Source organism: Actinomadura terrae (genome assembly GCF_022751215.1).
Taxonomy (GTDB): Bacteria; Actinomycetota; Actinomycetes; order Streptosporangiales; family Streptosporangiaceae; genus Spirillospora; species Spirillospora terrae.
Genome location: NZ_JAICDG010000002.1, coordinates 689,333 through 713,764, shown reverse-complemented (window position 1 = coordinate 713,764; position 24,432 = coordinate 689,333). Strand labels below are relative to the sequence as shown.

21 protein-coding genes are annotated in these 24,432 nt (G+C 73.0%); 4 read left to right on the top strand and 17 right to left on the bottom strand.

Annotated elements, in window-relative coordinates; genetic code table 11:
• Positions 1–2 precede the first annotated feature (2 nt).
• The 10 genes from K2F47_RS13465 to K2F47_RS13420 are packed head-to-tail and all read right to left on the bottom strand — an operon-like array spanning position 3 to position 9,838.
• On the bottom strand, positions 3–3,113 hold the full coding sequence (locus K2F47_RS13465; protein WP_242903190.1) for a BTAD domain-containing putative transcriptional regulator: 3,111 nt from the start codon (positions 3,111–3,113) through the stop codon (positions 3–5).
• Positions 3,073–3,543: a TadE/TadG family type IV pilus assembly protein gene (locus tag K2F47_RS13460; protein WP_242903189.1), complete on the bottom strand. Its 471-nt coding sequence runs from the start codon at positions 3,541–3,543 to the stop codon at positions 3,073–3,075. Before K2F47_RS13460 ends, K2F47_RS13465 begins: the two co-directional genes overlap by 41 nt.
• Entirely contained in the window at positions 3,540–4,013 is a 474-nt protein-coding gene (locus K2F47_RS13455; protein ID WP_242903188.1) for a TadE family protein, read from the bottom strand. The genes K2F47_RS13460 and K2F47_RS13455 overlap by 4 nt, the downstream gene beginning before the upstream one ends.
• Positions 4,010–4,450, bottom strand: a complete 441-nt coding sequence (locus K2F47_RS13450; protein WP_242903187.1) for a TadE/TadG family type IV pilus assembly protein — start codon at positions 4,448–4,450, stop codon at positions 4,010–4,012. Before K2F47_RS13450 ends, K2F47_RS13455 begins: the two co-directional genes overlap by 4 nt.
• 23 nt (positions 4,451–4,473) lie before the next feature.
• Positions 4,474–4,695 carry a hypothetical protein gene (locus K2F47_RS13445; RefSeq protein WP_242903186.1) on the bottom strand — a complete coding sequence of 74 codons (222 nt, stop codon included), beginning with the start codon at positions 4,693–4,695 and terminating at the stop codon, positions 4,474–4,476.
• A 38-nt stretch (positions 4,696–4,733) separates the two neighbouring features.
• Entirely contained in the window at positions 4,734–5,651 is a 918-nt protein-coding gene (locus K2F47_RS13440) for a type II secretion system F family protein (protein ID WP_242903185.1), read from the bottom strand.
• The gene (locus K2F47_RS13435) at positions 5,648–6,631 is read right to left on the bottom strand and encodes a type II secretion system F family protein (RefSeq protein ID WP_242903184.1); all 984 of its coding nucleotides are present in this window, start codon (positions 6,629–6,631) and stop codon (positions 5,648–5,650) included. The genes K2F47_RS13440 and K2F47_RS13435 overlap by 4 nt, the downstream gene beginning before the upstream one ends.
• 46 nt (positions 6,632–6,677) lie before the next feature.
• On the bottom strand, positions 6,678–7,976 hold the full coding sequence (locus K2F47_RS13430) for a TadA family conjugal transfer-associated ATPase (RefSeq protein ID WP_242903183.1): 1,299 nt from the start codon (positions 7,974–7,976) through the stop codon (positions 6,678–6,680).
• Positions 7,977–8,939 carry a hypothetical protein gene (locus K2F47_RS13425; protein ID WP_242903182.1) on the bottom strand — a complete coding sequence of 321 codons (963 nt, stop codon included), beginning with the start codon at positions 8,937–8,939 and terminating at the stop codon, positions 7,977–7,979.
• Between the two features lie 2 nt (positions 8,940–8,941).
• A complete protein-coding gene (locus K2F47_RS13420) occupies positions 8,942–9,838 on the bottom strand; it encodes a CpaB family protein (protein WP_242903181.1) in 897 nt (298 codons plus the stop codon).
• 389 nt (positions 9,839–10,227) lie between these two features.
• Here K2F47_RS13420 and K2F47_RS13415 point away from each other — a divergent pair, with 389 nt between their 5' ends.
• Entirely contained in the window at positions 10,228–14,658 is a 4,431-nt protein-coding gene (locus K2F47_RS13415) for an FtsK/SpoIIIE domain-containing protein (protein WP_242903180.1), read from the top strand.
• A gap of 287 nt (positions 14,659–14,945) precedes the next feature.
• Here K2F47_RS13415 and K2F47_RS13410 read toward each other — a convergent pair whose 3' ends face one another.
• The 7 genes from K2F47_RS13410 to K2F47_RS13380 form a co-directional block, all read right to left on the bottom strand.
• A complete protein-coding gene (locus K2F47_RS13410; protein ID WP_242903179.1) occupies positions 14,946–15,197 on the bottom strand; it encodes a hypothetical protein in 252 nt (83 codons plus the stop codon).
• Positions 15,198–15,526: 329 nt separating this feature from the next.
• On the bottom strand, positions 15,527–17,692 hold the full coding sequence (locus K2F47_RS13405) for a hypothetical protein (protein ID WP_242903178.1): 2,166 nt from the start codon (positions 17,690–17,692) through the stop codon (positions 15,527–15,529).
• Positions 17,689–17,922: a hypothetical protein gene (locus K2F47_RS13400; RefSeq protein WP_242903177.1), complete on the bottom strand. Its 234-nt coding sequence runs from the start codon at positions 17,920–17,922 to the stop codon at positions 17,689–17,691. The genes K2F47_RS13405 and K2F47_RS13400 overlap by 4 nt, the downstream gene beginning before the upstream one ends.
• Positions 17,923–17,998: 76 nt before the next feature.
• A complete protein-coding gene (locus K2F47_RS13395; protein WP_214618355.1) occupies positions 17,999–18,271 on the bottom strand; it encodes a WXG100 family type VII secretion target in 273 nt (90 codons plus the stop codon).
• 291 nt (positions 18,272–18,562) lie between these two features.
• Positions 18,563–19,105, bottom strand: coding sequence for a hypothetical protein (locus K2F47_RS13390; protein WP_242903176.1), 543 nt, complete (start codon positions 19,103–19,105; stop codon positions 18,563–18,565).
• Between the two features lie 171 nt (positions 19,106–19,276).
• Complete coding sequence (locus tag K2F47_RS13385; RefSeq protein WP_242903175.1) at positions 19,277–19,606, bottom strand: hypothetical protein; 330 nt, start codon at positions 19,604–19,606, stop codon at positions 19,277–19,279.
• A gap of 7 nt (positions 19,607–19,613) precedes the next feature.
• Entirely contained in the window at positions 19,614–20,648 is a 1,035-nt protein-coding gene (locus K2F47_RS13380; protein WP_242903174.1) for an SPFH domain-containing protein, read from the bottom strand.
• A gap of 204 nt (positions 20,649–20,852) precedes the next feature.
• On the opposite strand from K2F47_RS13380, the gene K2F47_RS13375 reads away from it, so the two are divergent.
• The 3 genes from K2F47_RS13375 (at position 20,853) to K2F47_RS13365 (ending at position 24,430) form a co-directional block, all read left to right on the top strand.
• Complete coding sequence (locus tag K2F47_RS13375) at positions 20,853–22,625, top strand: acetyl/propionyl/methylcrotonyl-CoA carboxylase subunit alpha (protein WP_242903173.1); 1,773 nt, start codon at positions 20,853–20,855, stop codon at positions 22,623–22,625.
• A gap of 138 nt (positions 22,626–22,763) precedes the next feature.
• On the top strand, positions 22,764–24,113 hold the full coding sequence (locus K2F47_RS13370) for a hypothetical protein (protein WP_242903172.1): 1,350 nt from the start codon (positions 22,764–22,766) through the stop codon (positions 24,111–24,113).
• Positions 24,113–24,430, top strand: a complete 318-nt coding sequence (locus K2F47_RS13365) for a DUF5313 family protein (RefSeq protein ID WP_242903171.1) — start codon at positions 24,113–24,115, stop codon at positions 24,428–24,430. Before K2F47_RS13370 ends, K2F47_RS13365 begins: the two co-directional genes overlap by 1 nt.
• Positions 24,431–24,432 lie beyond the last annotated feature (2 nt).

Genomic DNA, 24,432 nt, shown 5'->3' with positions numbered 1-24,432 from the left:
CGTCAGCGGGAGCCGACGCGGTGCCAGCCCGGGAGCAGCTCCTCGACCAGCGCCTCCGTCTCGGGCTGGAGCTGCCCGAACATGGGGTCGTGGGCGATGCGGGAGCGCATCTCGTCCACGATGACCCCGATCTGCGTGACGTCGCCGGACGCGTGAGTCGCGCGGAGCAGGTCGCGCCACAGGCCCTCGTCGTCGGGTGCGAGCCGCAGCCCGGCGCGCGCGGCGGCGACCGCGCCGTGCGGGTCGCCCTCGTCCAGCCGCAGCACGACGAGCCGGTGCGCGACGTCCACGACCCGCGCCGCCGCCTCGTACTCCAGGTCGTGCGAGGCCAGCCAGGAGTAGCGGCCGCGCGGCCGGTCGGCGAGCAGCGGGCCGCGCACGAGGTCCAGCGCGTAGGACATGTAGGCCGCCTCGGAGGCGGGCTCGGCCGCCGACCGCCACACCAGCCACCGGAACACCGCGAGGTCGACCCGGACCTCCGAGCCGAGCTTGATCCGCCCCCGGTCGTCGTAGTACAGGTTCGGGCGGCCGCGCGTGTCGCGGCCGAGCCAGTCCGACACGCGCGCCACGCTCGCGTCGCGGACGGCGGCGGTCACCCCGCGCGGCCAGATCGCGCCGGACAGCACCGTCGGGTGCACGCCGTTCGGGTGCGCGGCGAGGTAGACGAGGATCTCGGTGCACAGGGCGCGGCGGTCCTCGTCCATCGGGCCCGGCGCCTCGACCTCGATCGGGCCGAGCAGCCGGACCTGCGCCGAGGACTGCTGCTCGGCGGGCGGCTCCTCGCCCCCGGCCGGTTCGGGCAGCGGCACCGCGTCGAGCCGCCCGGCGGTCCGGAACAGCTCGAACACGGCGTGGTAATGCTCCTCCGGGACCAGCTGCGCCGCGACCTGGAAGCCGAGGACGCCGGCGTGCAGGCGTCCGGCGGCGTCGATGTCCCACGTCCAGGTGGCGCCCTGCACCTCGCCGGGGACGATGTAGCCCGCCGCCATCCGGGTACCGGTGCGGGCCAGCGCGACCAGCCGGTCGGCCTCCTGCTCGGTCGGCGGGTCCGCCATGATCAGGTAGTGCGGCATCCACGCCTCGCCGAACACGCCCCGACACCGCCCGGTGAGGACGGAGTCGACGCCCGAGGCGGCGAGCGCCTGCCGCACCTCCTCGGTGCGGCCCTCCAGCTCCGGCATCGCGTCCGCGAGGTTCGGGACGGCGCGGATCCGGTCGGGCGCGATCTCCGCCATGCCCTCGCCGAACTCCGTCCCGAACCCGACGAGCGTGATCCGCATGTGGTCGGACCAGCGGTTGGTGGCCAGTTCCAGCGCGATCGCGGCGAGCGCGGCGCGGCGGGTGTCGGCGGGCCCGCGCAGCGCGATCAGGCCGTGCGCGGCCTCCAGGTCGACGAGGATGCGGCCGTTGTCGTTCGTGCCGATCGACACGAGCCCGGGATAGGGGGCGAGGACGTCGCCCGCTCCGGCGGGGTCGGACGCCTCGACGGCGTCCAGGTCGACCGCGCGCAGCCGCCACACCTGGCCGTCGTCGAACGCCTGCCAGGGCGCGGGCGGATTGGGGTCGGCGGGCGCGATCCACAGGTCCAGGCTCTCGACGCCGAGGTGCACGCCGTAGACGGTGGGCAGCGCGCGGCCCCCGGCGGCCATGGACTTCGACAGGTGCCGCAGCCCGAGGTCGAGGAGCCGCGCGGCGGACGCGTCGGCGCCGAGCCGCAGCGCGCGCTCGACCTCCGCCGCCGCCCCCTCCGGCCGGACGACCATGTGCCCGAACGCGCGGTTCCACATCTGGACGCGGCGCCGCCGTCCGAGCACGGTCAGCAGCCCGGCGGCCAGCAGCGAGGCCGCCGCGAGCCCGTGCGGCCAGCCGAGGTCGATCGACCTGTCGTGCTCCTGCGCGGAGGTGTTCCGGCCGGGGACCGACGCGCCGCCGCTTTCGGCGCCGCCGGTCATCTCGCCGGACGGGCCGTCCGCGCCGCCGCCCGCGGGCGGGACGCGCTGCGGATCGGCGTGCTGCTGAGCGGGGGCCTGCTGGGCGGGGGCTTGCTGCGCCGGAGTCTGCGGAGCCGGGGCGTGTGATGTGGGAGGCTGCGCCGGTTTGGACGGGGCCTGCCGGGGCGGAGCGGGCTTGGCCGGGGCGGGCTTGGCGGGCTCCTTGTCGGGGACGGCGTGCCCGTAACGGTAGTAGTCGTTCAGGTCCTGGGCGGGGATGACCTTCGCGCCCCTGGCGTCCGCCGGCATCTCCAGCACCCACCCCGGGCGGATCAGGCTGGCGTGCGTGAGCTTGCTGCCGTCCGGCTGGACGCGGTTCTTGTTGAGATCGTGGATCTCCTGGTAGCGGCGGCCGTCGCCGAGGCACTTCTCCGCGATCTCCCAGAGGCTCTCGTGGTGGCGGCCCTCGGGCGGCTGCACCCGGTAGATCTTGGTGGTCCGGTTGCCCGTGGGGCTCGCGGCGAGCGGCTCGGCGACCTCGTCGGGCGCGGCCGCCGGGCGCTCCGCCGCGTCCGGGACCTGGTGGTACTCCTGGGCCTGCGGCTGAGCCTGCGGTTGCGCGGCCGCCGCCGCGCGCTGCTGCGTCAGGCCGCCGCCCGAGAACGCGGGCATGATGACCGACGTCGCGGTGAACAGCAGCAGCGCCGTCACCACGAGCCGGTGGACGAGCGACTGCGTCCCGCCCGCGAGCGGCACCCGCGCGGGGACGCCGACGCCGCGGATTCCCGCGTAGACCTCGACGATCACGCACAGCGTGAGCTGGAGCCAGGCGAGCCACACCAGCACGACCAGCACCGTGATCAGCGCGCCGGGCCCGAGCCGCTGCGTGAGGTCGGACGCGGTCGGCATCCCGTCGGGGAGCGCCGAGGCGAAGAACGTCAGCAGCGCGTACGGGACGCCCCCGATCAGCGCGGCCAGCGCGAGGATCGCGCCGATGCCCGCCGCGACGTCGCCCGCGCTGCGGTGCCGCCCCTGCGGGGGTGCCGTCCGTTGGGGCGTCCTCCGCCCCTGCCCTGTCACCATCGCGTCGCCGCCGTTCGCCGGTCCCTGGACGTCGCCGTCCCAATCGTAGACACGCGACTCATCGGTCGTCGCCTCCCGTGACGGGATGGGCCGTGGCACTGGAGGACATCTGGAACGCACCGAACCCGGGGATGATGCCGAGGAACTGGGGTTCCACCCGGATCTCGACGGTCACCGACACCTGCTGTTCGGTCGCGTCGCAGCGGGACGCGGCGACCTGGTCGCGGTAGGCGTCCAGCAGGTCGCAGGCGGCGGTGCGGGCCCGGTCCGGCGCGAGGACGGGCCTGCCCGTGTCGCGGAGCGCCTCGGTGTCGATCTCGTTGGCGCCCGCGCGGGCCGCCTGCTCGGCCATGTCGGCGGCGCGCTGCCGGGCGTGGATCGCGAGCCCGCCGTCCACGAGCAGGCCGGCGAGCATGAACACGACCGGGGTGAACAGCACGACGTACATCGCGACGGACCCGCGCTCGCGTCCCGACGCGGCGAGCCGATGGCGCGACGCGGCGAGCCGGCGGCGCAACGCGCGCATCATCCGGGATCGACCCCACCGTCATCGTCGTTGCCGTCGCCGTCGTCGCCGCCCCGGAACGTGTAGGTGTCGATGGGGGCGAGAGCCCGTCCCTGGAGGCGCTTGGAGCCGGGGAGCCCGATGAACGACAGGTCGCCGAGATCGACGTTGCAGATGATCGTGACCTCGACGCGCCCGCCGGGCCGCCAATCGTTCACGTTGGTGCTGATGGAGGGCCCGCCCGAGCACCAGTCGTGGCCGCGCAGGCCCGCCCGGGCCGCCTCCTCCGCGAGGTCCGCCGCGGAGGGCGCGCTGCGGGCGATGGAGGCGGCGCGCGCTCCGTCCCGCGCGGCGCCGTCCACCTGGCTCTGCGCGTCCACCATCCGTCCGGCGCCCGCGAGGAACAGCAGGAACGCGACGAACAGCGGCGTGACCAGCACCATCTCCAGCGACATCGAGCCGCGCTCGCGGACGGCCCGGGGCAGGCGGATCATCGCGGGGACTCCTGGCAGGCGACGCCGTCGCCGACGTCCGGGCGGAAGCACTCGATCGGGCCGCGCGAGCGCTGCGACACGTGGAACGTCATGAACGGGATCACCCGGACCGCCTCGCCGCTCACCTCGACCCAGCGCTCGTCGTTCTCCTCGCCGGTCCGCACCTGGAGGCCGCCGAGCAGGTTCGGGCCAACCTTGCGGACGTCGCCCTCGGCCTGCCGGGACGCCGCGTCCTGCCAGCCCGCGCCGACCGGCTGCGTGCGGGCGACGCGGGCGCCCGACTGCGCGGCGGCGAGCGCGACGTGCCGCGCGTGGTAGACCATCGCGAACTGCACGACGGCGAGCATCACGAAGATGAGGATCGGCGTGAGCAGCGCCCATTCCATCGACGACACCCCGGCGTCGGACCGGATCCGCCGCCGCAACTCACGCAACACGCGCGTGCGGGGCCGCACGCCGGTCAGCCCGTCTTGATGCTGTCGGCCTTCTCCGTGATCTTCTTCTGGATCACCGCGCCGATCGTGATCGCGATCAGCGCGAGGATCGCGGTGATGATCGCCCATTCGATCGCGGACGCGCCGCGCCCGCGCTCCTCCCGGGCGCGCAGCCGCGCCAGCCGGGCGCCGAGCACGGCTCTCAGGTAGACGACGGACGGGTCGTTCAGGGGGTTGAGCGGACTCATCGTGGCACCTCCAGGAGGTCGCGGGGTTGGCGCGGGCGTCATGAGACGAGCACCCGCATCAGGGCCGGGTAGGCCAGGAAGACTAGGAATCCGGCGCACAGGAACAGCTGCGCGACCAGCATCGACTGGGACCGCTCGCCGGCCTTGCCCTCCAGGTCCGACAGCTCGCGGCTGCGCATGGACGCGGCGCGCGCGGCCAGCGACTTGCGGATCTGCGCGCCGTCGTCGGCGACGAGCGCGAGCGCCCCGGCGAGGTCGCGCAGCTCGGCGACGTCGAGCTCGTCGCCGAGCCGGCCGAGCGCCTGCCAGGGGGTCTGGCCGGTGATGCGGGCGTTGCCGAGCGCGTCGCGGATGCGGTGCATCGCCCAGCCCTCGCCGACGTTCGAGGCGGTCATCAGCGCCTCGGGGACGCCGCGCCCGCCCGCGAGGTTCATCGAGACGAGGTCGAGGAAGGCTCCGACGACATGCCGGAAGTCCTGCCGGCGGGTCTGCGCCTCCTGGCGGAGCTGCATGTCGGGGAGGAAGAAGAACACGACCGCGAACAGCAGCCCCACCCACGCGGGCACCTGCACGGACGTGCCGAGCCCGAGCAGCGTGAACCACGCGACGAGCAACGGGATGAACAGCAGCGCCGCCGAGGGCAGCAGGAACTTGGTCGCGAGGAACCCCTCCAGCGACCGCTCGGTGATCGCGAGGTCGGCGCGGATCGAGCGGAGCTTCCAGCCGCGCGCCTCGCAGAACCGGACCAGCTCGCGGCCGACCTTCGCGCGCGTCCCGCCGACCCGCTCCAGCGTCGGGGACAGGCGCCCGGCCTGCGCCTCCTCCATGTCGCGGCGCCGCGCCGCGTCCAGCGCGGCCATCCGCGCGGCGAGCCCGGGCCGCGCCGGGAACAACGCCCGCACCAGCAGATAGAGCCCGCCGCCGACGAGCGCTCCAGCGATCATCGCCCCGGTCATGAGGCGCCTCCGCCCGCGTCCATGGTGTGGCGGCCGCGTAGGGGGAGTTCCTGCGAGCCGGTCGTGGACGCGGCGCCCTGCCAGCCCGCGACCGTGCTCGGCACCTCGCCGGGCACGCCCGGCTGGGCCTTGCGGGGCTCGCTGAGGAACCGTCCGGGCAGCTCGTACTTCGCCAGCCGCCGCAGCCACAGGAACGCCGCCGCGTACAGCGCGACGACCACGCACAGGACGAGCTGCCCGAGGACGTCGTCGTACGGCTCGACGTAGGAGTGGTTGAACACGGCCAGGCCGAGCGCCGTCCCGACCGAGACGCCGACGACGATGCGGACGCTGCGCCGGGTCGAGCGGCGGTCGGCCTCGACGCGGCGGCGCATGTCCAGCTCGGCGCGGGCGGAGTTCGCGAGCGCGCCGAGCATGTCGCGCAGGCCGGGGCCGCGCAGCTTCGCGTTCAGCACCAGCGCCGCGATCACGAGGTCGGCGGACGGGTCGTTGAGGTCGTCGGCGAACCGGCGCAGCGCGTCCGGCATCGGGACGCGGGTGTGCAGCCGGTCCACGAGGCCGCGCAGCGGCTGCGCGATGGCAGGGGCGGCGGCACGCTGCGAGGCGGGGATGGCCTGTTCGAGCCCGACCGCGCCCGCGATCGTGTCGCGCAGCGACTCGGTCCACGCGGCGAGCGCCTCCAGCCGCGCCATGCCCCGGCGCTCCTCGGCGGCGCCGCCCGCGAGGCCGTCCCAGCCGAGGACGAGCACGCCCGTCCCGGCGGCGGCGATCGGCCAGCGGGTCACGACCAGCACGGTCACGCCGGTGATGACCGCGACGGCCGTCCGGGTGGTCAGCGTGCGGACGAGCTCCTCGCGGCTGCGCCCCCGCACCGGGCGGGACCGCACCGGCAGGCCGCGCAGCGCCAGGACCAGCAGCACGATCCCGCCGCCGGCCACCGAGCCCGCGACGATGGCGAGCAGCACGTCCGGCGTGTCCATCACCGGCCTCCGATCCCCGCGCGGCCGCCCGCGCCGTGAGGCGCCCTCACCAGGCACCCCCGGACGGGTCGTAGCCGAACTCGGCCAGCTCGGCGGCGCAGGCGATCGGCGCGGCCGGGACGGCGTACCCCTCGGGCCCGAGCGCGAACACCTCCGACGACAGCACCCGCCCGTCCACGCCGGTGACCTCCCGGACGCTCGCGACGAAGCGGCGCAGCCGGCCGCCGGTGGCGTAGTCGTTGTGCTTCTGGATGAACACGACGAAGTCGATCGCGCCCGCGATCAGCATGTGCGTCGCCTCGACCGGCAGCCGCTCCTCAGACTGGATCGCGTAGGTGGCGACGCGGTTGAACACCTCGACGGAGGAGTTCGCGTGGATCGTCGACAGCGAGCCGTCGTTGCCCTGCGTCATCGCGTTCAGCATCGTGACGATCTCGTCGCCGAGCACCTCGCCGACGATCACCCGGGACGGGTTCATGCGCAGCGACCGGCGCACCAGCTCCGCCATCGAGATCGCGCCCTGCCCCTCGGAGTTCGGCAGCCGCTGCTCGAACGCCACGCAGTTCGGGTGCAGCTCGGGGAAGGCGTCCAGGCCGAGCTCCAGCGCCCGCTCGACCGTGATGAGCCGCTCGTGCGCCGGGATCTCGTTGGCGACCGCGCGCAGCAGCGTCGTCTTCCCCGCGTTGGTCGCGCCCGCGATCATGATGTTCTTGCGGGCGTGCACGGCGGCGCGGAAGAACTGGCCGAGCTCGGGGCTGAACGTCCCGTTGCCGACCAGGTCGGCGAGGAACACCTTGCCGAGGCGGGCGCGCCGGATCGACAGCGCCGGGCGGACCGTCACGTCCATCACCGCCGAGAGCCGCGACCCGTCGGGCAGCCGCAGGTCGAGCTGCGGGTTCGCGGTGTCGAACGGCCGCGAGGACAGTCCGCTGTAGGCGGCGAGGATCTGGATCAGCTCGACCAGCTCCTCGTCGCTCTCGGCGACCGGCTCGCCCATCACCTCGCGCCCGTCGGCGTACCCGATGAACACCCGGTCGCAGCCGTTGACGTCGATGTTCTCGATCTCGGGGTCCTCCAGCAGCGGCTGGAGCCGGCCGACGCCGAACAGCGCCGCGTGCACGCCCGCCGCGAGCGCCTCCTCCTCCTCGGCGTTCGGCGGGCGGCGACCCGAGGTGATCTCGCCGCGCGCGAACTCCTCCAGCACCTGCCCGATCAGCGCGCGGGCGAACTGCCGCTCGTCCTCGCCGGTCATCGGCGGCATGCCGTGCGCGGCGTCGAGGCGGCGCTGCTGGGCGAGGCGGTCGCCGACCTCCTGGCGGAGCCGCTTGACGAGACCGTGGTCCATCTACCGCTCCCCCTTCTCGTGGTGCCCGCCCGCGGGGACCTGCTCGCCCGCGTACCCGGCGGGGACGCCGTGCACGCCAGGGGATTCGGCGGGACGTCCCGGGGCGGGGCCGTAGGGCGCGGCGGGCGCGGGCTGGAGCCGTCCGACCAGGTCGCCGGCGACCTCGCGGGCGGAGCGGATCAGCAGCGAACGGTCCAGCCGGCCGCCCCAGCGTCCCGACAGCAGCTCGGCGCCCTTGGGATCGAGCGCCAGCCCGCCGAGGACGGTGACGGTCGGCGGCGGCGGACCGGCGGGCTCGGCGCCCGCGTCCACCGGCGTCCGGCCGCGCGCACCGGCGACGATGCGGTCGACCTCGGCGATCGAGCCGCGGAAGTCTCTCGGGTCGGCGAGCACGAGCACGCCGAGCGGCGGGCCGCCGCGCAGGTCCTCCGACAGCGCGGCGACGCGTTCGCGCAGGTGCGCGACCTGCTCCAGCGTCGCGCGCGTCAGCAGGACGACGAGGTCGGCCTCGCGCAGCAGGTCGGTGAGCGGCGTGGCGGCGCCGAGCCGTCCGCAGTCGACGATCACGTCGACGGGGGCGAGGCCGGCGAAGGCGCGGCCGAGCGGGCCCCACAGCCACGTCATGGCCTGCGCCTGCTCGGCGTTGGTGAGGCCGACCAGCACGTCCAGGCCTCCGACGAGCCGCTGGCAGTGCTCGGCGACCTGCTCGGGACGCAGCCCGCGCCGGGCGGTCGCGGCGAGGCTGAGCAGCCCGCGCGACGGGTTCAGCATGCCGCCGTCGCGGTCCTGGTCGCCCTTGGACGAGCCGGACGGCGCGGCCGCGGGCAGCCGGTACACGAGGTCGCCGCCCGCCTGGTCGCACTCGGCGACGAGCACGGGACGCGGCCACACGGCGCCGAGGGCCACGGCGGCGGTGGTGACGCCCGGCGCCCCCTTGTCGGCCGCGAGCGCGATGAGGGCCACGGTCAGTTCCCGCCTGTGGCAGGGGACCGCGCGCCGGGCCCCTGGGTTCCGGGGTTCTGGGTTCCCGGATTCTGCGTTCCGGGATTCTGCGGGTTCTGCGGGTTCTGCGACTGCGTTCCGCCGGGCTGCTGCGGCGGGGCGTCCTCGGTGGCGGGAGGCGGCTGTTTCCCGGCGGGCGGCTGCGCGACCTTCGTCCCCTCCGGGACGAGGGCGAGCGCGACCGTCCCGGCGGACGCGGCCTGGGTGAGCAGCGGCGCGTCGGCGGGCAGGACGGCGACGTCCACCGACGTCTGGTCGGAGCGCAACCGGTCGCCGCCGCCGCGTCCGACGCCGACGACGATCGCGTCCGCGGACAGCACGGTTCCGGCGCGGGGGCCGCCGCTCGTCCCGCCGCCGACCGCGTACAGCGTCACCCGCCTGCCGGTCTCGACGTTGCGCGCGGGCAGCTGGCCCGGCTTGAGCGCGAGCCCGACGACGACCCGGCCCTTCGCCGCGTCGTCGCCCCGGCTGATCATGGAGTTGGTCAGCAGCGCGCCCTTCACCAGCGGGACGGCCGCGAAGTAGCGGCCCACGTTCTGGCGCTCCGACCAGTTGATGTACTGGATGCCGGTGTCGCCGACCTGGGCCTCCTCCAGCGCGCCCGGCGGGATGCGCTGCCCGGCCGCGACCGGCTGCGCGATCCGGATCGCCGACACCCGCTGCCCGCTCGCCATCACGAGGTAGGCGCTGGCGAGCGCGCCGCCGAGGATGAGCAGCACCGCGAGCGCGGCGAGCGCCGGCTTGCGCTCGCGCGGGGACGAGGGGAGCCGCTGCCCGCCCGAGGTCCCGAGTCCGGACCGGCCCAGCCCCGCTGTGCCGCCCGGCGGGCTCGCCGAGACGGTCGACTGGTTGGACTTCATGCGCTCGCCACCGAGCTCCTTCCCGCACCGCTTCGCCGGCTCGCGGGCCCTCGCGCCGCGAGGTCTCCGCACCACCGAGCGATCCATGCTTGCGGTGCCGACGACGCCACGTCAATGGATTCGATGAGGTGAAGCGGCCGCCCACCGGAGCGCACCGCCGTGACCTGCGATTCCCCCGGTCACTTCGTGACTTACCACCAGTCACACGAGTCACTGACCACATTCAGGATCAATCGGACGCCACGCGGCGGCACACTCTCGCGACGTCCCGCGCGACGTCTCGGCGCGGCGACCCGGCGCGAGTCGGCACCCTGCCGGAGGCCGGGTAATTAAGCTGTTGCGCGGCGGCGTGGAGGACGCGCGGAGGGCCGCGCGCAAGGAGGGCTCGGATGCGGATCTCGTTCACGGCGCTGACCGGCGGCGGGCCCCGGGACGTCGTGATCACCGTGGACTCCGGCGCCACCGTGGACGGGGTCGCGCGGTCGCTGTCGGCCTCGCTCGACGACCGCCTGGTGCCCCGCTTCTCCAAGGAGGCGCAGCGGGCGGAGACGGAGCGGCAGGCGCTGTGGATGGACGGGCGGATGCTCGACCCGCAGGCCCTCGCCGTCAAGGAACTGCGCGACGGCGCGGTCGTCGCGGTCGAGCGGCGCGGTGCCGCCGCCACCGTGCGGGACGAGCCGTCCGGGCTCGTGGAGGTGCGGGTCGTCGGCGGTCCGGCGGCGGGGTCGGTGCACCGGCTCGGGCTCGGCGTCGCCACGATCGGCTTCGGCGACGACGTGGACGTCCGGCTGGACGACCCGTCCGTGCCCGCGCGGTCGCTGCGGATCACGGTCGGGGTCGAGGACGTGCGGGTCGAGCCGTCCGCGATGACCCGGGCGGCCCTGGACGGCGAGCCGCTGACCGAACCGGCGCGCTGGCCCTTCGGGGGCCTGCTGTCCGTCGGCTCCAGCGTCCTCGCGCTGATGCCGAGCGCCGCGCCCGACACGCACCTGGAACCGCTGCCCGAGGGCGGGCTGGCGTTCAACCGTCCGCCCCGGCTGAACCCGGGCCACCACCTGCGGTCGCTGGAGGTGCCCGAGCGCCCCGAGCGCAACCCGCGCGAGCGGCTCCGGCTGTTCGGCGCGGTGCTGTTCTCGGTGTTCGGGCTGGTCATGGCGTTCGCGATGGGCCAGTGGTGGTGGGCGCTGTTCGCGCTGGCCTGGCCCGCCATGACGGTCGGCGAGTGGATCGGCGACCGCATGCACGGGCGCAAGTCGTACAAGAAGGCGTTGAAGGAGTACCAGCGCAAAGCGGGCGAATTCGACGGAAAGCTGGACCGGCTGTGGCGCGAGGACCAGGCCGAGCGCCGCGCCCTGTACCCCGACCCCGCCGAGGTGCTGCTGACCGCGACCGGCCCCCGGCGGCGCCTGTGGGAGCGCCGCCGCGACGACCCCGACGCCCTGCACCTGCGGCTCGGCCTCGCCGACCTGCCCGCGCGGATCGAGCTGACCGGCGACGTCCCGGTCCCGGTCGCGCGGCAGGTGCCGGTCGCGCTGCCGCTCGCCGAACTCGGCGTGCTCGGGCTCACCGGCCCGCGCTCCGCCTCGCGCGCGCTGGCCCGCTGGATCGTCGCGCAGGCCGCCGCCCTGCACAGCCCCCGCGACCTGGCCGTCGTCGTGCTGTCCGCCGACGCGGAGGCGGGCGAGGAATGGAACTGGGTGCGCTGGCTGCCGCACTGCGCGCCGCGCGAGGGCGAGGACTGCGTCGCGCTCGTCGGCACCGACCCCGAGTCGGTCGCGCACCGCGTCACCGAACTCGCGATCCGGGTGACCGAGCGGCGGCGCGCCGCGCAGGCCGGGGGGCAGTTCTTCGGGCAGGGGAAGGCCGCCGACGCCGTCCCGTACACCATCCTCATCGTCCTGGACGGGGCGCGCACGCTCCGCCGCGTCCCGGGCATGCCCATGCTGCTCTCGCGCGGCCCCGAGTTCGGCCTCTACGCCATATGCGTGGACGACGAGGAACGCCTCCTGCCCGAGGAGTGCGCCGCCGTCGCCGCCTGGGACCCGCAGTACCCGTCCTACCTCCACCTGCGCGGCCAGGGGCTGGACGTCCTCGGGCCCGTGCTCGCCGACCAGGTCTCCCCGTCCTGGACGGATCGCGTCGCACGGGCGCTCGCCCCCGTCCGCGACGTCTCCCGCGAGGACGCCGAGGAGGCCATCCCGTCCAACGTGCGGCTCCTGGACCTCCTCGAAATGCCCGAGCCCACCGCCGACCACATCCTGCGCACCTGGACGCGCACCCGCGGCCGCACCACCCGCGTCCCCATCGGCATCGGCGCGGGCAGCCGCACCGGCCGCCCCCACCAGCCCTACCGCGTCGACCTGCGCGCCGACGGCCCGCACGGGCTCATCGCCGGGACCACCGGCGCGGGCAAGTCCGAGCTGCTCCAGACCCTCATCGCGTCGCTGGCCGTGGCGAACCGTCCGGACGAGATGACGTTCGTGCTCATCGACTACAAGGGCGGCGCCGCGTTCAAGGACTGCGCCCGCCTCCCGCACACCGTCGGCATGGTCACCGACCTGGACGGCCACGCCACCGAACGCGCCCTCGAATCCCTGTCCGCCGAGCTGCGGCGCCGCGAGGAGGTCCTGCTCGCCCACGGCGCCAAGGACGTCGACGACTACAACGACCTGCGCCCCGCCAACCCCGGGCTGCCCCCGATGCCGCGCCTCGTCCTCGTCATCGACGAGTTCGCCGCCATGGTCACCGACCTGCCCGACTTCGTCACCGGCCTGGTCGACATCGGACGCCGCGGCCGGTCCCTCGGCGTCCACCTGATCCTCGCGACCCAGCGCCCCGCCGGGGTCGTGACCGCCGACATCCGCGCCAACACCAACCTGCGCGTCGCGCTGCGCGTCACCGACCCGGACGAGTCGACCGACGTCCTGGACTCCCCCGAGGCCGCGCAGATCTCGAAATCCACGCCCGGCCGCTGCTACGTCCGCTCCGGCGGCTCGCTGCACGCCGTCCAGTCCGCCCGGATCGGCGGCCGCCGCCCCGGCGCCACCGACCGCCGCACCACGACGCTGCCGCTCCCCTGGCAGCAGCTCGGCCGCCCCCTCCCCGCACCCCGCGAGGCACCCGACGACCTCGCCACCGACCTCGCCCTCCTCGTCGAGGCGATCGACGAGGCCGCCCGGCGCGCCGGGATCGCCCGGCAGCCGTCCCCCTGGCTCAACCCGCTGCCCGACCAGGTCCGGCTGACGCCCCGCATCGCCGCCGGGGGCTCGGTCGCGGACGTCCCGCCGATCCCGTTCGGCATCACCGACCTGCCCGCCGTCCAGTCCCGCGAGGAACTCGCCCTCGACCTCGCCACCGGCGGCCACCTCTACCTCGCCGGCTCCGCACAATCAGGACGCTCCACCGCCCTGCGCACCATCGCCGGCGCCCTCGCCGGCGCGTGCTCCCCGTTCGACGCCCACCTGTACGCGATCGACTGCGGCGCCGGCGCGCTCCTCCCCCTGATCTCCCTCCCGCACTGCGGCGCCGTCGTCAGCCGCGACCAGCTCGACCGCTGCGAACGCCTGCTCACCGCCCTGTCCGCCGAGGTCGCCCGCCGCCAGCAACTCCTCGCCGGAGCGGGCTTCGCCTCCCTCGCCGAACAGCGCGCCGCCGTCGCCGCCACCGACCGCCTCCCCTGGATGATCCTGCTCCTGGACCGCTGGGAGGGCTTCCTCGGCGCGTTCGAGCACTACGACTACGGCCGCCTCGTCGACCAGACCCTCCGCCTCCTCCGCGAGGGCGCCGCCGTCGGCCTGCGCGCCGTCTTCACCGGCGACCGCTCCGGCCTCGGCGGGCAGATCTCCACCGTCTTCGACCGCCGCCTCGTCCTGCGCATGTCCGACCCGAACGACTACGGCTACGCGGGCCTCCAGGAGAAGCAGGTACCCGCCGCGATGCCCCCGGGCCGCGCCCTGGAGGCGACCGTCCCGGGCGCACCGCTCCGCGAATCCCAGATCGGCCTGCTCTCGGACGACCCGTCCGGCACGTCCCAGGTCGCCGCCCTCCAGGACATCGCCCGCGCCTCCGTCACCCGCTACGGCCGCCTCCCCCGCCGCCAGCGCCCCCTCCGCGTGGACGAGCTCCCCGTCCGCGTCACCTACCGCGAGGCCATGGCCCTGGACACCGACTTCCTCGCCCCCTCACCCCTCTGGGCCCTGGTCGGCGTAGGCGGCGACACCCTCGCCCCCGTGGGCATCGACCTCCTGAACGAGGGCCCGGGCTTCGCCGTGGCAGGCCCGCCCCGCTCCGGCCGCTCCACGACCCTCCGCACGATCGTCCACTCCCTCCTGGACCCCGCGGTCGGCGGCGGCCTGGTCCCCGTGGTCCTCATCACCCCCCGCCGCTCCCCCCTGCGCTTCCTCCAGGGCCGCCCCGGCGTCCTGGGCGTCCTCACCACCCAATCCGAACCCGACGACCTGGAAAAGGCCATCGGCGACGAACACCGCTACGCCGTCATCGTCGACGACGCCGAACTCCTCGACGAGACCGCCCTGGACGACGCCCTCTGCGACGTCCTGCGCACCGCCCGCGACGGCGACCACGCCGTCGTCATCGGCGGCACCACCGCCGACCTGGCCCGCGGCTACCGAGGCTTCCTCTCCGACACCCGCCGCTCCCGCTCCGGCGTCCTCCTGTCCATCGAGTCCCCGGACGACGGCGAACTCTTCAACCTCCGCCTCCCCCGAAACGCCCCCCTGGTGGGCCTCACCGGCCGCGGCCTATTCGTCACCGGCGGCCGGACAACCCAAATCCAAGTAGCCCTCCCACCCGCCGACTAACCCCTCACGAGGGCCGGGGCGTGCACTTATGAATCTCCCCGAACCGCCTCTCCGCAATCCGCATGAAATCCACCATATCCCGCACAGCATCCCGCCCCCGCACCACCGGCGCGAAATCAATACTGATCCATGCCCGCTTCTTCTCACACGAGAAGGCCGCGATCACATAATTCGGACGCCGAACGACGCCCGAACCAGGGATGACTACGGGCGGATTTCTACTCAGCTCAGCCAACAGGGGAGATGAGCCTCTCGCCCACTCCTCCGGCCGAAAACGAACCGCCTTGTCACCCCGCGAGGGGCGGCGTGCATTTGTGGATCTCCCTGAACCGCTTTTCAGCGATGCGCATGAAATCCATCATGTCGCGCACGGCGTCCCGCCCCCGCGCCACCAACGCGAAGTCAATACTCATCCAGGGCCGTCTTTTTCCGCACAAGAACTGGCTGATAACATAATTAGGCCGCGGAACGGAACCCAAACTCGGATTAATCACCGCCAGACCGCTCCCCAAATCGGCCGGAAGCGGATGGGTGGCCACCTTCGACCACCTTTCGCGCTGAGCCTCAAGGACCCTATCGCCGCCATCAAAAGCCCAGTCTACCCCCAAGGGCGCCTCGCGCCCTTTCGCGCGCGCAAGGCAGATCCCATTCTTCGTCGACGGCCCAGACCAGTCACCATCGAGTACGTCACTCAACCCAGTGACGGCTCGAAATGCTTTTTCGGGTACCAAATCACATAGATATGGAGCGTTATCTGCCACAGGACGCAGGTCGAGAGTTGGCATCTCCTTCGGAGAACTCGAATCACATCCAGCGACAAACAACCCGGCCGCGACGCAAGTACTCACCAACAATGGTCGCATGGAGATTATCTTTCGATTGAAGGACCGATATTATGTCCGCCTTTGTCTCGATAATGGCCGGCAGTCTTGATGGCGCCATTGTAAATCGAATTCATTGCAGCGTCATTAATATCCGAAAGCCTTTTCTCGTCGTCGGCCCATCGAAGAAGCTTCTCCATTTCATTCAAACCGAGTTCCTCAAGCGGACGGACTTTGGGCGGATTCCCTCCTTCAGCAAATGACCTTCCCGCGATTTTCGGACCATCGAGGCGGCCGTGGGATATCAGGGACGAGGTGATCATCTGATTGAGGAGGCGTTCTATATTTTCGGTTTCGGTGGTGGGGGCTGTTATGGTAGGTTTGTCTTTGTCGGCTAGGCGTTTTGCTAGCCAGTTGGTCATTTGGGTGGTGGCCTGGGTGGAGGCGGCGGCGTAGGCCTTGCCGCCCAGGGGGGATTTCGAGGCGACCAGGTCGGTGCCCAGGGGGACCAGGCCCATGCCGTAGCTGACGTATTTGCGCATACGTTCCAGGTCTTCGGCCAGGCGGGCCTCTTCCGCGCCCACGGACTGGTGGCGGGCTTCCAGGAGGTGGCCGAACATGCGGCCTTCGCCGATGATGGCGTTGGAGAGGTCGCCATTGCGGGCGACGGTGCGGTCGATGGTGATTTTGGAATGGGCGAGCTGGCCCATGATCAGGGTTTCGTAGGCCTGGGCGTCGCGGGTGATGTCCAGGAGGAGGTAGTCGAGGTCGTCGCCGGTCAGGCCGGTGGAGCCGGGGCGCTCGTCATAGTTGGCCAGGCGGACGAGGTCGTGCAGGCGGTCCATGTGGGCGACGAGGACCTTGGCCATGTTGGGGCGGAGGCCGGAGAGTTCGTCGTAGTGGTGCGGACGGGCTATGGCGTCGGCCAGGTTGCCGCTCTTGAGGGCGGCGAACGGGGATTTGTCGCCGACGGTCACCTTGCCGTCCTTGACCGGGTAGTTCGGACGGGCGTCGTCCGCGAGGATCTTGGCGATCGCGAAGGCGAGGCGGGACGACTCGCGGTCCTGGCCGGTGGCCGCGGTTTCGATGGTCTTGCCGAGGGCCGCGCCGTGGTCGGACTCGCCCCAGATGGCGCGGCGGTCGTGCAGGAGGTATTCGAGGTTGGTGGCCTTGATGCCGGGCACGGCGCCCAGCTGCTGGGGGCCGAACCAGTTGTGGGTGAGGAGGGCCTGGGCCGCCTCCGGGCCGCTCGCGGCGGCGGCCGCGAGGAGGGGGGAGAGGAAGTCGGTCTTGCGGTCGTCCTCTTTGACCCCGGTGGTGGACGGGTCGAGGGCGTTGCCCAGGCGGTACCGGGCGCCGAGGTCGGGGAGGGGGAGCTGGCCCAGGCGTTTCCGGATGCCGCTGTCGTAGGCGATCATGTCGTTGCCGACGACGTTGATGAAGTGGAACGAGAAGCGGGTGTCCGTCGAGGCGATCAGGGTGGCGAGGGACTCGTAGCCCGCGACGCCGTTCGGCAGTGTGGCGCGCGGGGGGAAGGTGGTGCGGCCGGCGCGGCGGAGGGCGAGGAGGTACTCCTCGCCCATGTAGCCCTTGCCCTGGCCGTCGGTGCCGAGCGCGACGGCGCGGCCGAGGAGGGCGAGGATCGCGCGGGTGTCGGCGGCGTTGGCGTCGGTGCCGGAGCGGTGCTGGGTGATGTCGCCGGAGAGTTTCAGGGCGAGCTGCATCGGGAGCTTGAGGAGTTCCTCGGCGCTGATCGATTCGAGGAGGCCCTTGGCGAACAGGGGGGTGATGTCGGGCGGCTGGAGGCGGCGCAGGTCCGTCCGGGCGGCGGCGTCGCCGGACACGGCGCGGCGGAACATTTCGGCGGCGCGGCGGCCCTCGGCGTAGCCGATCTGGTCGGTGTAGCGGTCGGGGAGCCGCAGGTAGGTGCCGTCGGCGCGGCAGACGGTGAAGGCGAGGTGCTGCCGGTCGAGGTCGTGCACGAGCATGTTGCGCTTGCGCAGGTCGGACGCGGCGTCCTCGGTCCAGGCGGCGATGCGCTTGATCTCCATCGCGGGGGCCGTGCTGACCCCGGCGCCGTTCAGGGCCTGCCAGAGGTCGTCGGCGAGTTGCCGGAGCGCGGGCGCGGCCCTGCTCATGTCCTGGGTCATGCGTTCGAACTCGGTGAGCTTGACGCCGCAGGCGTCGGGTCCGAGCCAGCCGTCCGCGGTCATGCGCGGCGGAGTTCGTCCTCGACGAGCCGGAGCGCCTTCTGTAATGCGGCGCGCAGGGCGGCGTCGTTGCGTTCCAGCTTGGCGGCGAACGCGCGGGGGGACGTGCCGCCGACCCAGGCGCGGTCGTCCATGGCGCGGCGGGACGCGGTGAAGGTGTGCCAGTGCTGGTCGGACAGCGTCCGGACATGACTCAGAAGGAACTGTAGCCGGGTGACCTCGGCCTGGTTCACGCCCGTCCTCCAGGGAATGGTGCGGGCCCCGGCCTCGGGGGGATGGGCCGGGACCCGCGGTCTTGGGGGGCGGGCGTCAGCGGGTGGCGGCCTCGATGTTCTGCTGGGCCTTCTTGATGTCCTGGCCGCCCTGTTCCAGGGCGAGCGCCATCTTGTCGAAGGCGGTCTTGGCCTCGGCCCAGGCGGAGCGGAACCGGTCGGCGCCGGGGCCCCACCAGGCCTGGGAGCTACTGACCGTGCGTCCGTTCAGATCCTTGATCAGCGCGTCGAGATTGCGGGAGTGCTTGCTGAAGATCCGGGACAGCTCCTCCAGTTCGCCGATGTTGGCGCCGCGCCTGTCACCGCTCACTGCTCGACCTTTCGTCGCCCACCGATTTGCCTGCCGTGCCATCAAGAATGGCGCCAGCCTACGCCCACTCGATCACGTAAATCCACCCGCAGGCCTACCTAAACAGCCACATTCCTACCTTACAGCCTTGTCCGGTTGTGGTCACCGCCCCCGGGCAGAAGGGCGTTTACGCGACTCGGGCGTGACGCTACGCAATCTCGTGACGTGCATCATTACCGTCCGTCAAGGTCTTTTCAGATCGCGTTGGATGACCTTTTCCCAGGGAAACAGTTCATTGGCCAGAAAGTAACATCAGCGGGCCGGGGGTTCCGGGTCGTTGACCGGGTGCGCGGCGGGGTCGAGGACGCGTTCGCCGACCAGTGTGATCTGCTCGCCGTGTGTCCGGAACTCGAATCCGCGCCGGACCGATTGGACCAGCGTGCCCGTGTCGTAGCGGACCTCGGTGTGCTCGACCGCCTCCAGCGTGATGCGGTCGCCCGTCCGGATGGCCTTGCCCTCCTCCAACCGGGTGCGGGCGCCGGTGTAGGCGGGGCCGCCCTCGACCGGCGCGCGGTTGCGGTTCTCCAGCTCGCGGACGGCACGCTCCTGCACCCGCGCCACGCCCGGGGAGATCCGCACGCCGAGCACCTCGGTCGGGGTGCGCCGGTCACGGTGCCGCCGCTGGACGAGGGCCTCCGACCGGCGCACCAGCAGGACGCGGGCGGCGGCGGTCAGCTGCCGGGTCGTGTCGGCGTCCACCCGCGGGGAGGGCTCCCGGACGGCGGACGAGCCCGGCAGCAGCACGCAGCCGGCCAGGACGACCGCCAGGCCGCTCCGGGTCCACGCGCGCACCATCGGCCTCCCCTCCGCTGGTTCCTCCCCCGCCGAGTCCGAGGCGAAGATACACCGGCCCGGCCCCGTCGAGACACCGCCCGCGACGCCGTACCGACACACCCCCCGACCACCCGGCCGTCCCCCGCGAGACACCCCGGGGCCGCGCCCCGGGCAGGCGGGGCGCGGCCGGGGTCAGGTGGACTCGATCTCCAGGGCGGCCACTCGGGAGCGGGCCTGGGCCATGGCCTCGTGGTAGCGGGTCTCCCAGTCGGTGTCGCCGTCGGGGATGGCGGCGACGGTCTGGCGGCCCAGTTCGGCCACCAGGGCGCCGGACGCGTCGCGGGTCACCCGGCGGACGAGGACGGTCGTGACGCCGTCCGAGGACTCGGTGTGGGGCTCCCAGCGGGCGGTCGGCTCCCGCCGGCGCCGGCCGTCGGAGGACAGGCCGCCGAACGCGTACAGCAGCAGGACGACCACGACGGCCGCCACCGCGAGCATCGCCAGGATGATGAGGAACCGCACGGACGTGTCACCTCCGGGGAAGGAGCGAGCCGTTCGGGTTGCCGGGCGCGTAGACCGTGATGCCCTGCGGGAGGGCCTTCAGCTCCTCGATCCTCGCGCAGGTCGGGCACTTGTTGTAGCCGTCCTGGCGGGCCTTGTTGGCGGCGGCCTCCGCCTTGGCCGTCGCGACCTTGGCCTGGGCCTCGCTGACCTGGGCGAACGCGGCCTGGGCGCGGTCGACGGCGTCCTGCACCTTCTCCGGCAGCGTGACGCGGACGAGGTTGAAGTGGATGTTGGTGACGTACTTGCCGCCGAGCGTGCTGTCCAGGTCGGCGGCGAGGCTGGTGTTGATCGAGTTCTGGACCTTGGCGATGTTGGCGTTGTTGCTCTGCGGCTGCTGCGCGGGCTGCCCCGGCTGGGCGGGCTGCTGCGGGCGCGCCGGGGCGTTGGTGGAGGTGTTCTGGACCAGCGCGCAGGACGAGACCAGTTCGGCGCAGCGGAAGCTGTTGACCTGGCTGCGCAGGTCGTTGTCTATCACCGGGCGGACGACTTGGTCGAGGAACGCCGACCAGCCCTTGTCGCCGTCGTAGGGCGAGTAGCCCTTGCCGTCCGTGCTGCGGAACTTGCGGGTGCCGTACTTGTCGTCGAACGCCTTGAGGGCCTGGTGGTCCTGGTTGAGGGTGAAGTAGAGGGTGCCCTCGATGCCCATGTTGACGCCGTCGGCGCTCGGGACGGTGACCACGTCCACGCCCGACTCATCGCCCTTCCGGGCGTCGGAGGTGATCGTGTAGAAGCGCTGCTGCGCCGGGTACTTGTGGACCTTGGAGTAGAGGCCGACCCACGTCCGGCCCGAGCCGGGGTCGATGACCTGGCGGATGCGGTTGTTGTCGAAGAACCCGCCGTTGCGGACGACGGCGATCTCGCCGCCGCTCGTCCGCTCGAAGCCGCCGAGCAGGGCGCTCAGCGTAGGCCACGCGACCACGACCAGGACCACGGCGATGATGATGGCGTTGCGCCTGCTCGGCGCCCGCAGCGCCGCGCCCCTCGACTCACTCTTGGCCACGTTCTCGGCTCCTCTCCGGCCCGCGGCCGTCCGGCCGCCGGTTCGTTGATCAGACGGACGGGAGTCTGTCGCGGATCCACGGGTTCCGGGCGGGTATGGGCCAGGTACTTCATTCGTGAGCGAAAACAGCAATAAAGAGGGGGTTCCGAAATCCGTACGGTGCGGTTATCTAGACTGCCGTGCGAGGTTAGGGAGGAGACCCACGTGCGCAAGGTCCTGATCGCCAACCGCGGTGAGATCGCGGTCCGTATAGCCCGTGCGTGCCGCGACGCCGGTCTGGCCAGTGTCGCGGTGTATGCCGAGCCGGACCTGGACGCGCTGCACGTTCGGGTCGCCGACGAGGCGTTCGCCCTCGACGGGCGCGGCGCCGCCGAAAGCTACCTGGACATCGGCAAGCTGCTGCGGATCGCGGCCGAGTCGGGTGCGGACGCCGTCCACCCCGGCTACGGCTTCCTGGCCGAGAACGCCGACTTCGCCACGGCGGTGCTGGACGCGGGGCTGACGTGGATCGGCCCGCCGCCGTCCGCGATCGTGGCGCTCGGCGACAAGGTGCAGGCGCGGCACATCGCGCAGAAGGTCGGCGCGCCGCTGGTCGCGGGCACGACCGACCCGGTCTCGGGCGCGGACGAGGTCGTCGAGTTCGCCCGCGAGCACGGGCTGCCGATCGCGATCAAGGCGGCCTACGGCGGCGGCGGGCGCGGCCTGAAGGTCGCCCGCAACCTGGACGAGGTCCCCGAGCTGTACGAGTCGGCCGTCCGCGAGGCGGTCGCGGCGTTCGGGCGCGGCGAGTGCTTCGTCGAGCGCTACCTCGACAAGCCGCGCCACGTCGAGACGCAGTGCATCGCCGACCAGCACGGCAACGTGGTGGTGGTCTCCACCCGCGACTGCTCGCTCCAGCGGCGGCACCAGAAGCTCGTCGAGGAGGCGCCGGCGCCCTACCTGTCCGACGCGCAGATGGACCTGCTGTACCGCTCGTCCAAGGCGATCCTGAAGGAGGCCGGCTACGTCGGCGCGGGGACGTGCGAGTTCCTCGTCGGGCAGGACGGCACGATCTCCTTCCTGGAGGTCAACACGCGGCTCCAGGTCGAGCACCCGGTGACCGAGGAGGTCGCGGGCGTGGACCTCGTCCGCGAGATGTTCCGGGTCGCGGACGGCGCGGAGCTCGGCTACGGCGACCCCGAGCTGCGCGGGCACTCGATCGAGTTCCGGCTGAACGCCGAGGACGCCGGACGTGGCTTCCTGCCCGCCGTCGGCACGCTGACCGCCTGGGAGCCGCCGACCGGCCCCGGCGTCCGGCTGGACACCGGCTACGGCGCGGGGCAGACCGTCCCGCAGGAGTTCGACTCGCTGATCGCCAAGCTGATCGTGACGGGCGCGACGCGGCGGCAGGCGGTCGAGCGGGCGCGGCGCGCGCTGGCCGAGTTCGTCATCGACGGCATGCCGACCGTGCTGCCCTTCCACCGCGCGGTGCTGGACGACCCGGCCTTCGTGCCCGCCGACGACGACACGCCGTTCACCGTCCACACCCGGTGGATCGAGACCGAGTTCGACAACCAGATCGCCCCCTACGCGGCGCCCGCCGCCGAGGCGGAGGACGCGGGCGAGCGCGAGCGCGTCACCGTCGAGGTCGGCGGACGCCGTATCGAGGTCGTCCTTCCGGCGGGGCTCGGCGCTTCGGCCGGGGCCGCGGCGCCCGGACGGGCCGCGACGGCGCCGAGGCGGCGCGGGGGCGCGAAGGGCGGCGGCGTCCAGGCGTCCGGCGACTCGCTGGTCAGCCCCATGCAGGGGACGATCGTCAAGCTCGTCGTCGAGGACGGCTCGACGGTCGCCGCCGGGGACACCGTCGTCGTCCTGGAGGCGATGAAGATGGAGCAGCCCCTCACCGCGCACAAGGCGGGAACGATCACCGGCCTGTCCGCCGAGGTCGGCCAGACGGTCTCCAGCGGCGCGGTCATCTGCGAGATCAAGGACTCCTGACCCGCGACCGGTCCCGGTCGCCTCACGACCGGCTCGCGACGGTTCCCGGACGCCCTGCTGGGCAGGGTGCAGGGTGTGCTTTGGGAACGAGTCGCCGTGCCCGGACGTCGTAGCAGGTAGAGGGGGCTGATCGACATCATGAGCTCCGAGACGCGGGCCCGCCGCGGCCTGTTCGCGACCGTCATCGTCGCCGTCCTGCTGGCGCTCGGCCTCGCCGCACCGGCGCGGGCCGCCACTCCGGCGCGGGCCGCCGCACCGGCGAGTACCGTTCGCGCGGACGACACGGTCGGGCAGATCGCCAACGGCCTCATCGACTCGCGCCTGTACGTGACCAGCGGCGCCGGGAACGCGCTCTCGGCCGCCGACCAGAACGAGGTCAAGGCGGCGCTGGGGCGCGACCGCGACGCCGACATCCGCGCGGTCGTCGTCCGCGACGACATCACCAAGGCCCAGGTGGGCCCGATGCTGAAGGCCGTGGCGAACCGCGTCGGCAAGGGCCAGACGTACGTGGCCGTCACCGCCGACGGCAGGAACATGGGCGCGATCTCCAAGAAGCTCAACAGCAAGGAGATCAACCAGGTCGTCACCCGCACCAACGGCGTCCCGCTGAAGGACCGGCTGATCCGGTTCGGCGACCTCGCCGAGAACAAGGCCGACGACAAGGCGCGCTCCAGCGCGATCGCCGGGTTCGTGACGCTCGGCGTGCTGCTCCTGGTGGTGGCGGGCGCGGTGGGCGCGTTCCTGGTGGTTCGCAAGCGGGGCCGCGAGCGCGACGCCCGGCGCATGGCCGAGCTGAAGCGCGGCGTCGAGGAGGACGTGACGCTCCTCGGCGAGGACATCGCCCGGCTCGACCTCGACGTCATGGACCCAAAGCTCGACCCCGACACCCGGTCCGACTACGAGCGCGCCATGAACTCCTACGACGGCGCCAAGGCGGCCACCGCACGCGCGGCCCGGCCCGAGGACATGAAGCATGTCACGGAGGCGCTGGAGGACGGCCGCTACTACATGACGGCCACGCGCGCGCGTCTCGCGAGCGAGCCCGTCCCCGAGCGGCGGCCGCCGTGCTTCTTCAACCCGCAGCACGGGCCGTCCGTCCAGGACGTGACATGGGCGCCCCCGGGCGGGACGGCGCGTTCCGTCCCGGCGTGCGAAGCGGACGCGGAAGCCGTCCTGCACGGGACGGACCCCGACATCCGCATGGTGCCGTACGGGGACGGACGGCGGCCGTACTGGGACGCGGGCCCCGCCTACGCGCCCTATGCCGGTGGCTACTACGCCGGATACGGCGGGTTCGACCTGCTCAGCGGCATGATGGTCGGCACCATGCTCGGCTCGATGATGGGCGGCGGGTTCGGCGGCGGCTTCGGCGGTGTCCCGGGCGCTCCGGGCGACGGCGGGTTCGGCGGTGACGGGGGCGACGTCGGCGGCGGCTGGGACTTCGGCAGCGGGGACTTCGGCGGGGGCGGAGACTTCGGCGGGTTCTGATGAGCCGCCTTCCAGGAGACCCGGGCCCGCTCCGCCAGGCCGGGTACGCGCTGGGCTTCCGGCTCCCGCCGGGCAACCGCGACTGGGTCAGGCACGACCTCACCGACGCGGGCTGGCGGACGCGTCTCCTGCTGCGGCACCTGGCCGTGATGCTCCCGATCTGCGCCGGACTCGCGCTGCTGCCCGGCCCCCTGTGGACGCGGATCGGCGTCCCGCTGCTGGCGCTGGTGAGCAGCGTGCTCGCGGTGGCGATCGGCTCCAACGACCTGCGCCGCGCCCGCCTGCGCCGCCACGGCCTCTCCCCGCCGGACCGCTGACC

Excerpts from the sequence above, each read along its gene's own strand:
- K2F47_RS13460 (WP_242903189.1), bottom strand. The coding sequence starts at position 3,543 with ATGATGCGCGCGTTGCGCCGCCGGCTCGCCGCGTCGCGCCATCGGCTC.
- K2F47_RS13455 (WP_242903188.1), bottom strand. The coding sequence starts at position 4,013 with ATGATCCGCCTGCCCCGGGCCGTCCGCGAGCGCGGCTCGATGTCGCTG.
- K2F47_RS13445 (WP_242903186.1), bottom strand. The coding sequence starts at position 4,695 with ATGAGTCCGCTCAACCCCCTGAACGACCCGTCCGTCGTCTACCTGAGA.
- K2F47_RS13440 (WP_242903185.1), bottom strand. The coding sequence starts at position 5,651 with ATGACCGGGGCGATGATCGCTGGAGCGCTCGTCGGCGGCGGGCTCTAT.
- K2F47_RS13435 (WP_242903184.1), bottom strand. The coding sequence starts at position 6,631 with ATGGACACGCCGGACGTGCTGCTCGCCATCGTCGCGGGCTCGGTGGCC.
- K2F47_RS13430 (WP_242903183.1), bottom strand. The coding sequence starts at position 7,976 with ATGGACCACGGTCTCGTCAAGCGGCTCCGCCAGGAGGTCGGCGACCGC.
- K2F47_RS13420 (WP_242903181.1), bottom strand. The coding sequence starts at position 9,838 with ATGAAGTCCAACCAGTCGACCGTCTCGGCGAGCCCGCCGGGCGGCACA.
- K2F47_RS13415 (WP_242903180.1), top strand. The coding sequence starts at position 10,228 with ATGCGGATCTCGTTCACGGCGCTGACCGGCGGCGGGCCCCGGGACGTC.
- K2F47_RS13405 (WP_242903178.1), bottom strand. The coding sequence starts at position 17,692 with ATGACCGCGGACGGCTGGCTCGGACCCGACGCCTGCGGCGTCAAGCTC.
- K2F47_RS13390 (WP_242903176.1), bottom strand. The coding sequence starts at position 19,105 with ATGGTGCGCGCGTGGACCCGGAGCGGCCTGGCGGTCGTCCTGGCCGGC.
- K2F47_RS13370 (WP_242903172.1), top strand. The coding sequence starts at position 22,764 with ATGAGCTCCGAGACGCGGGCCCGCCGCGGCCTGTTCGCGACCGTCATC.
- K2F47_RS13365 (WP_242903171.1), top strand. The coding sequence starts at position 24,113 with ATGAGCCGCCTTCCAGGAGACCCGGGCCCGCTCCGCCAGGCCGGGTAC.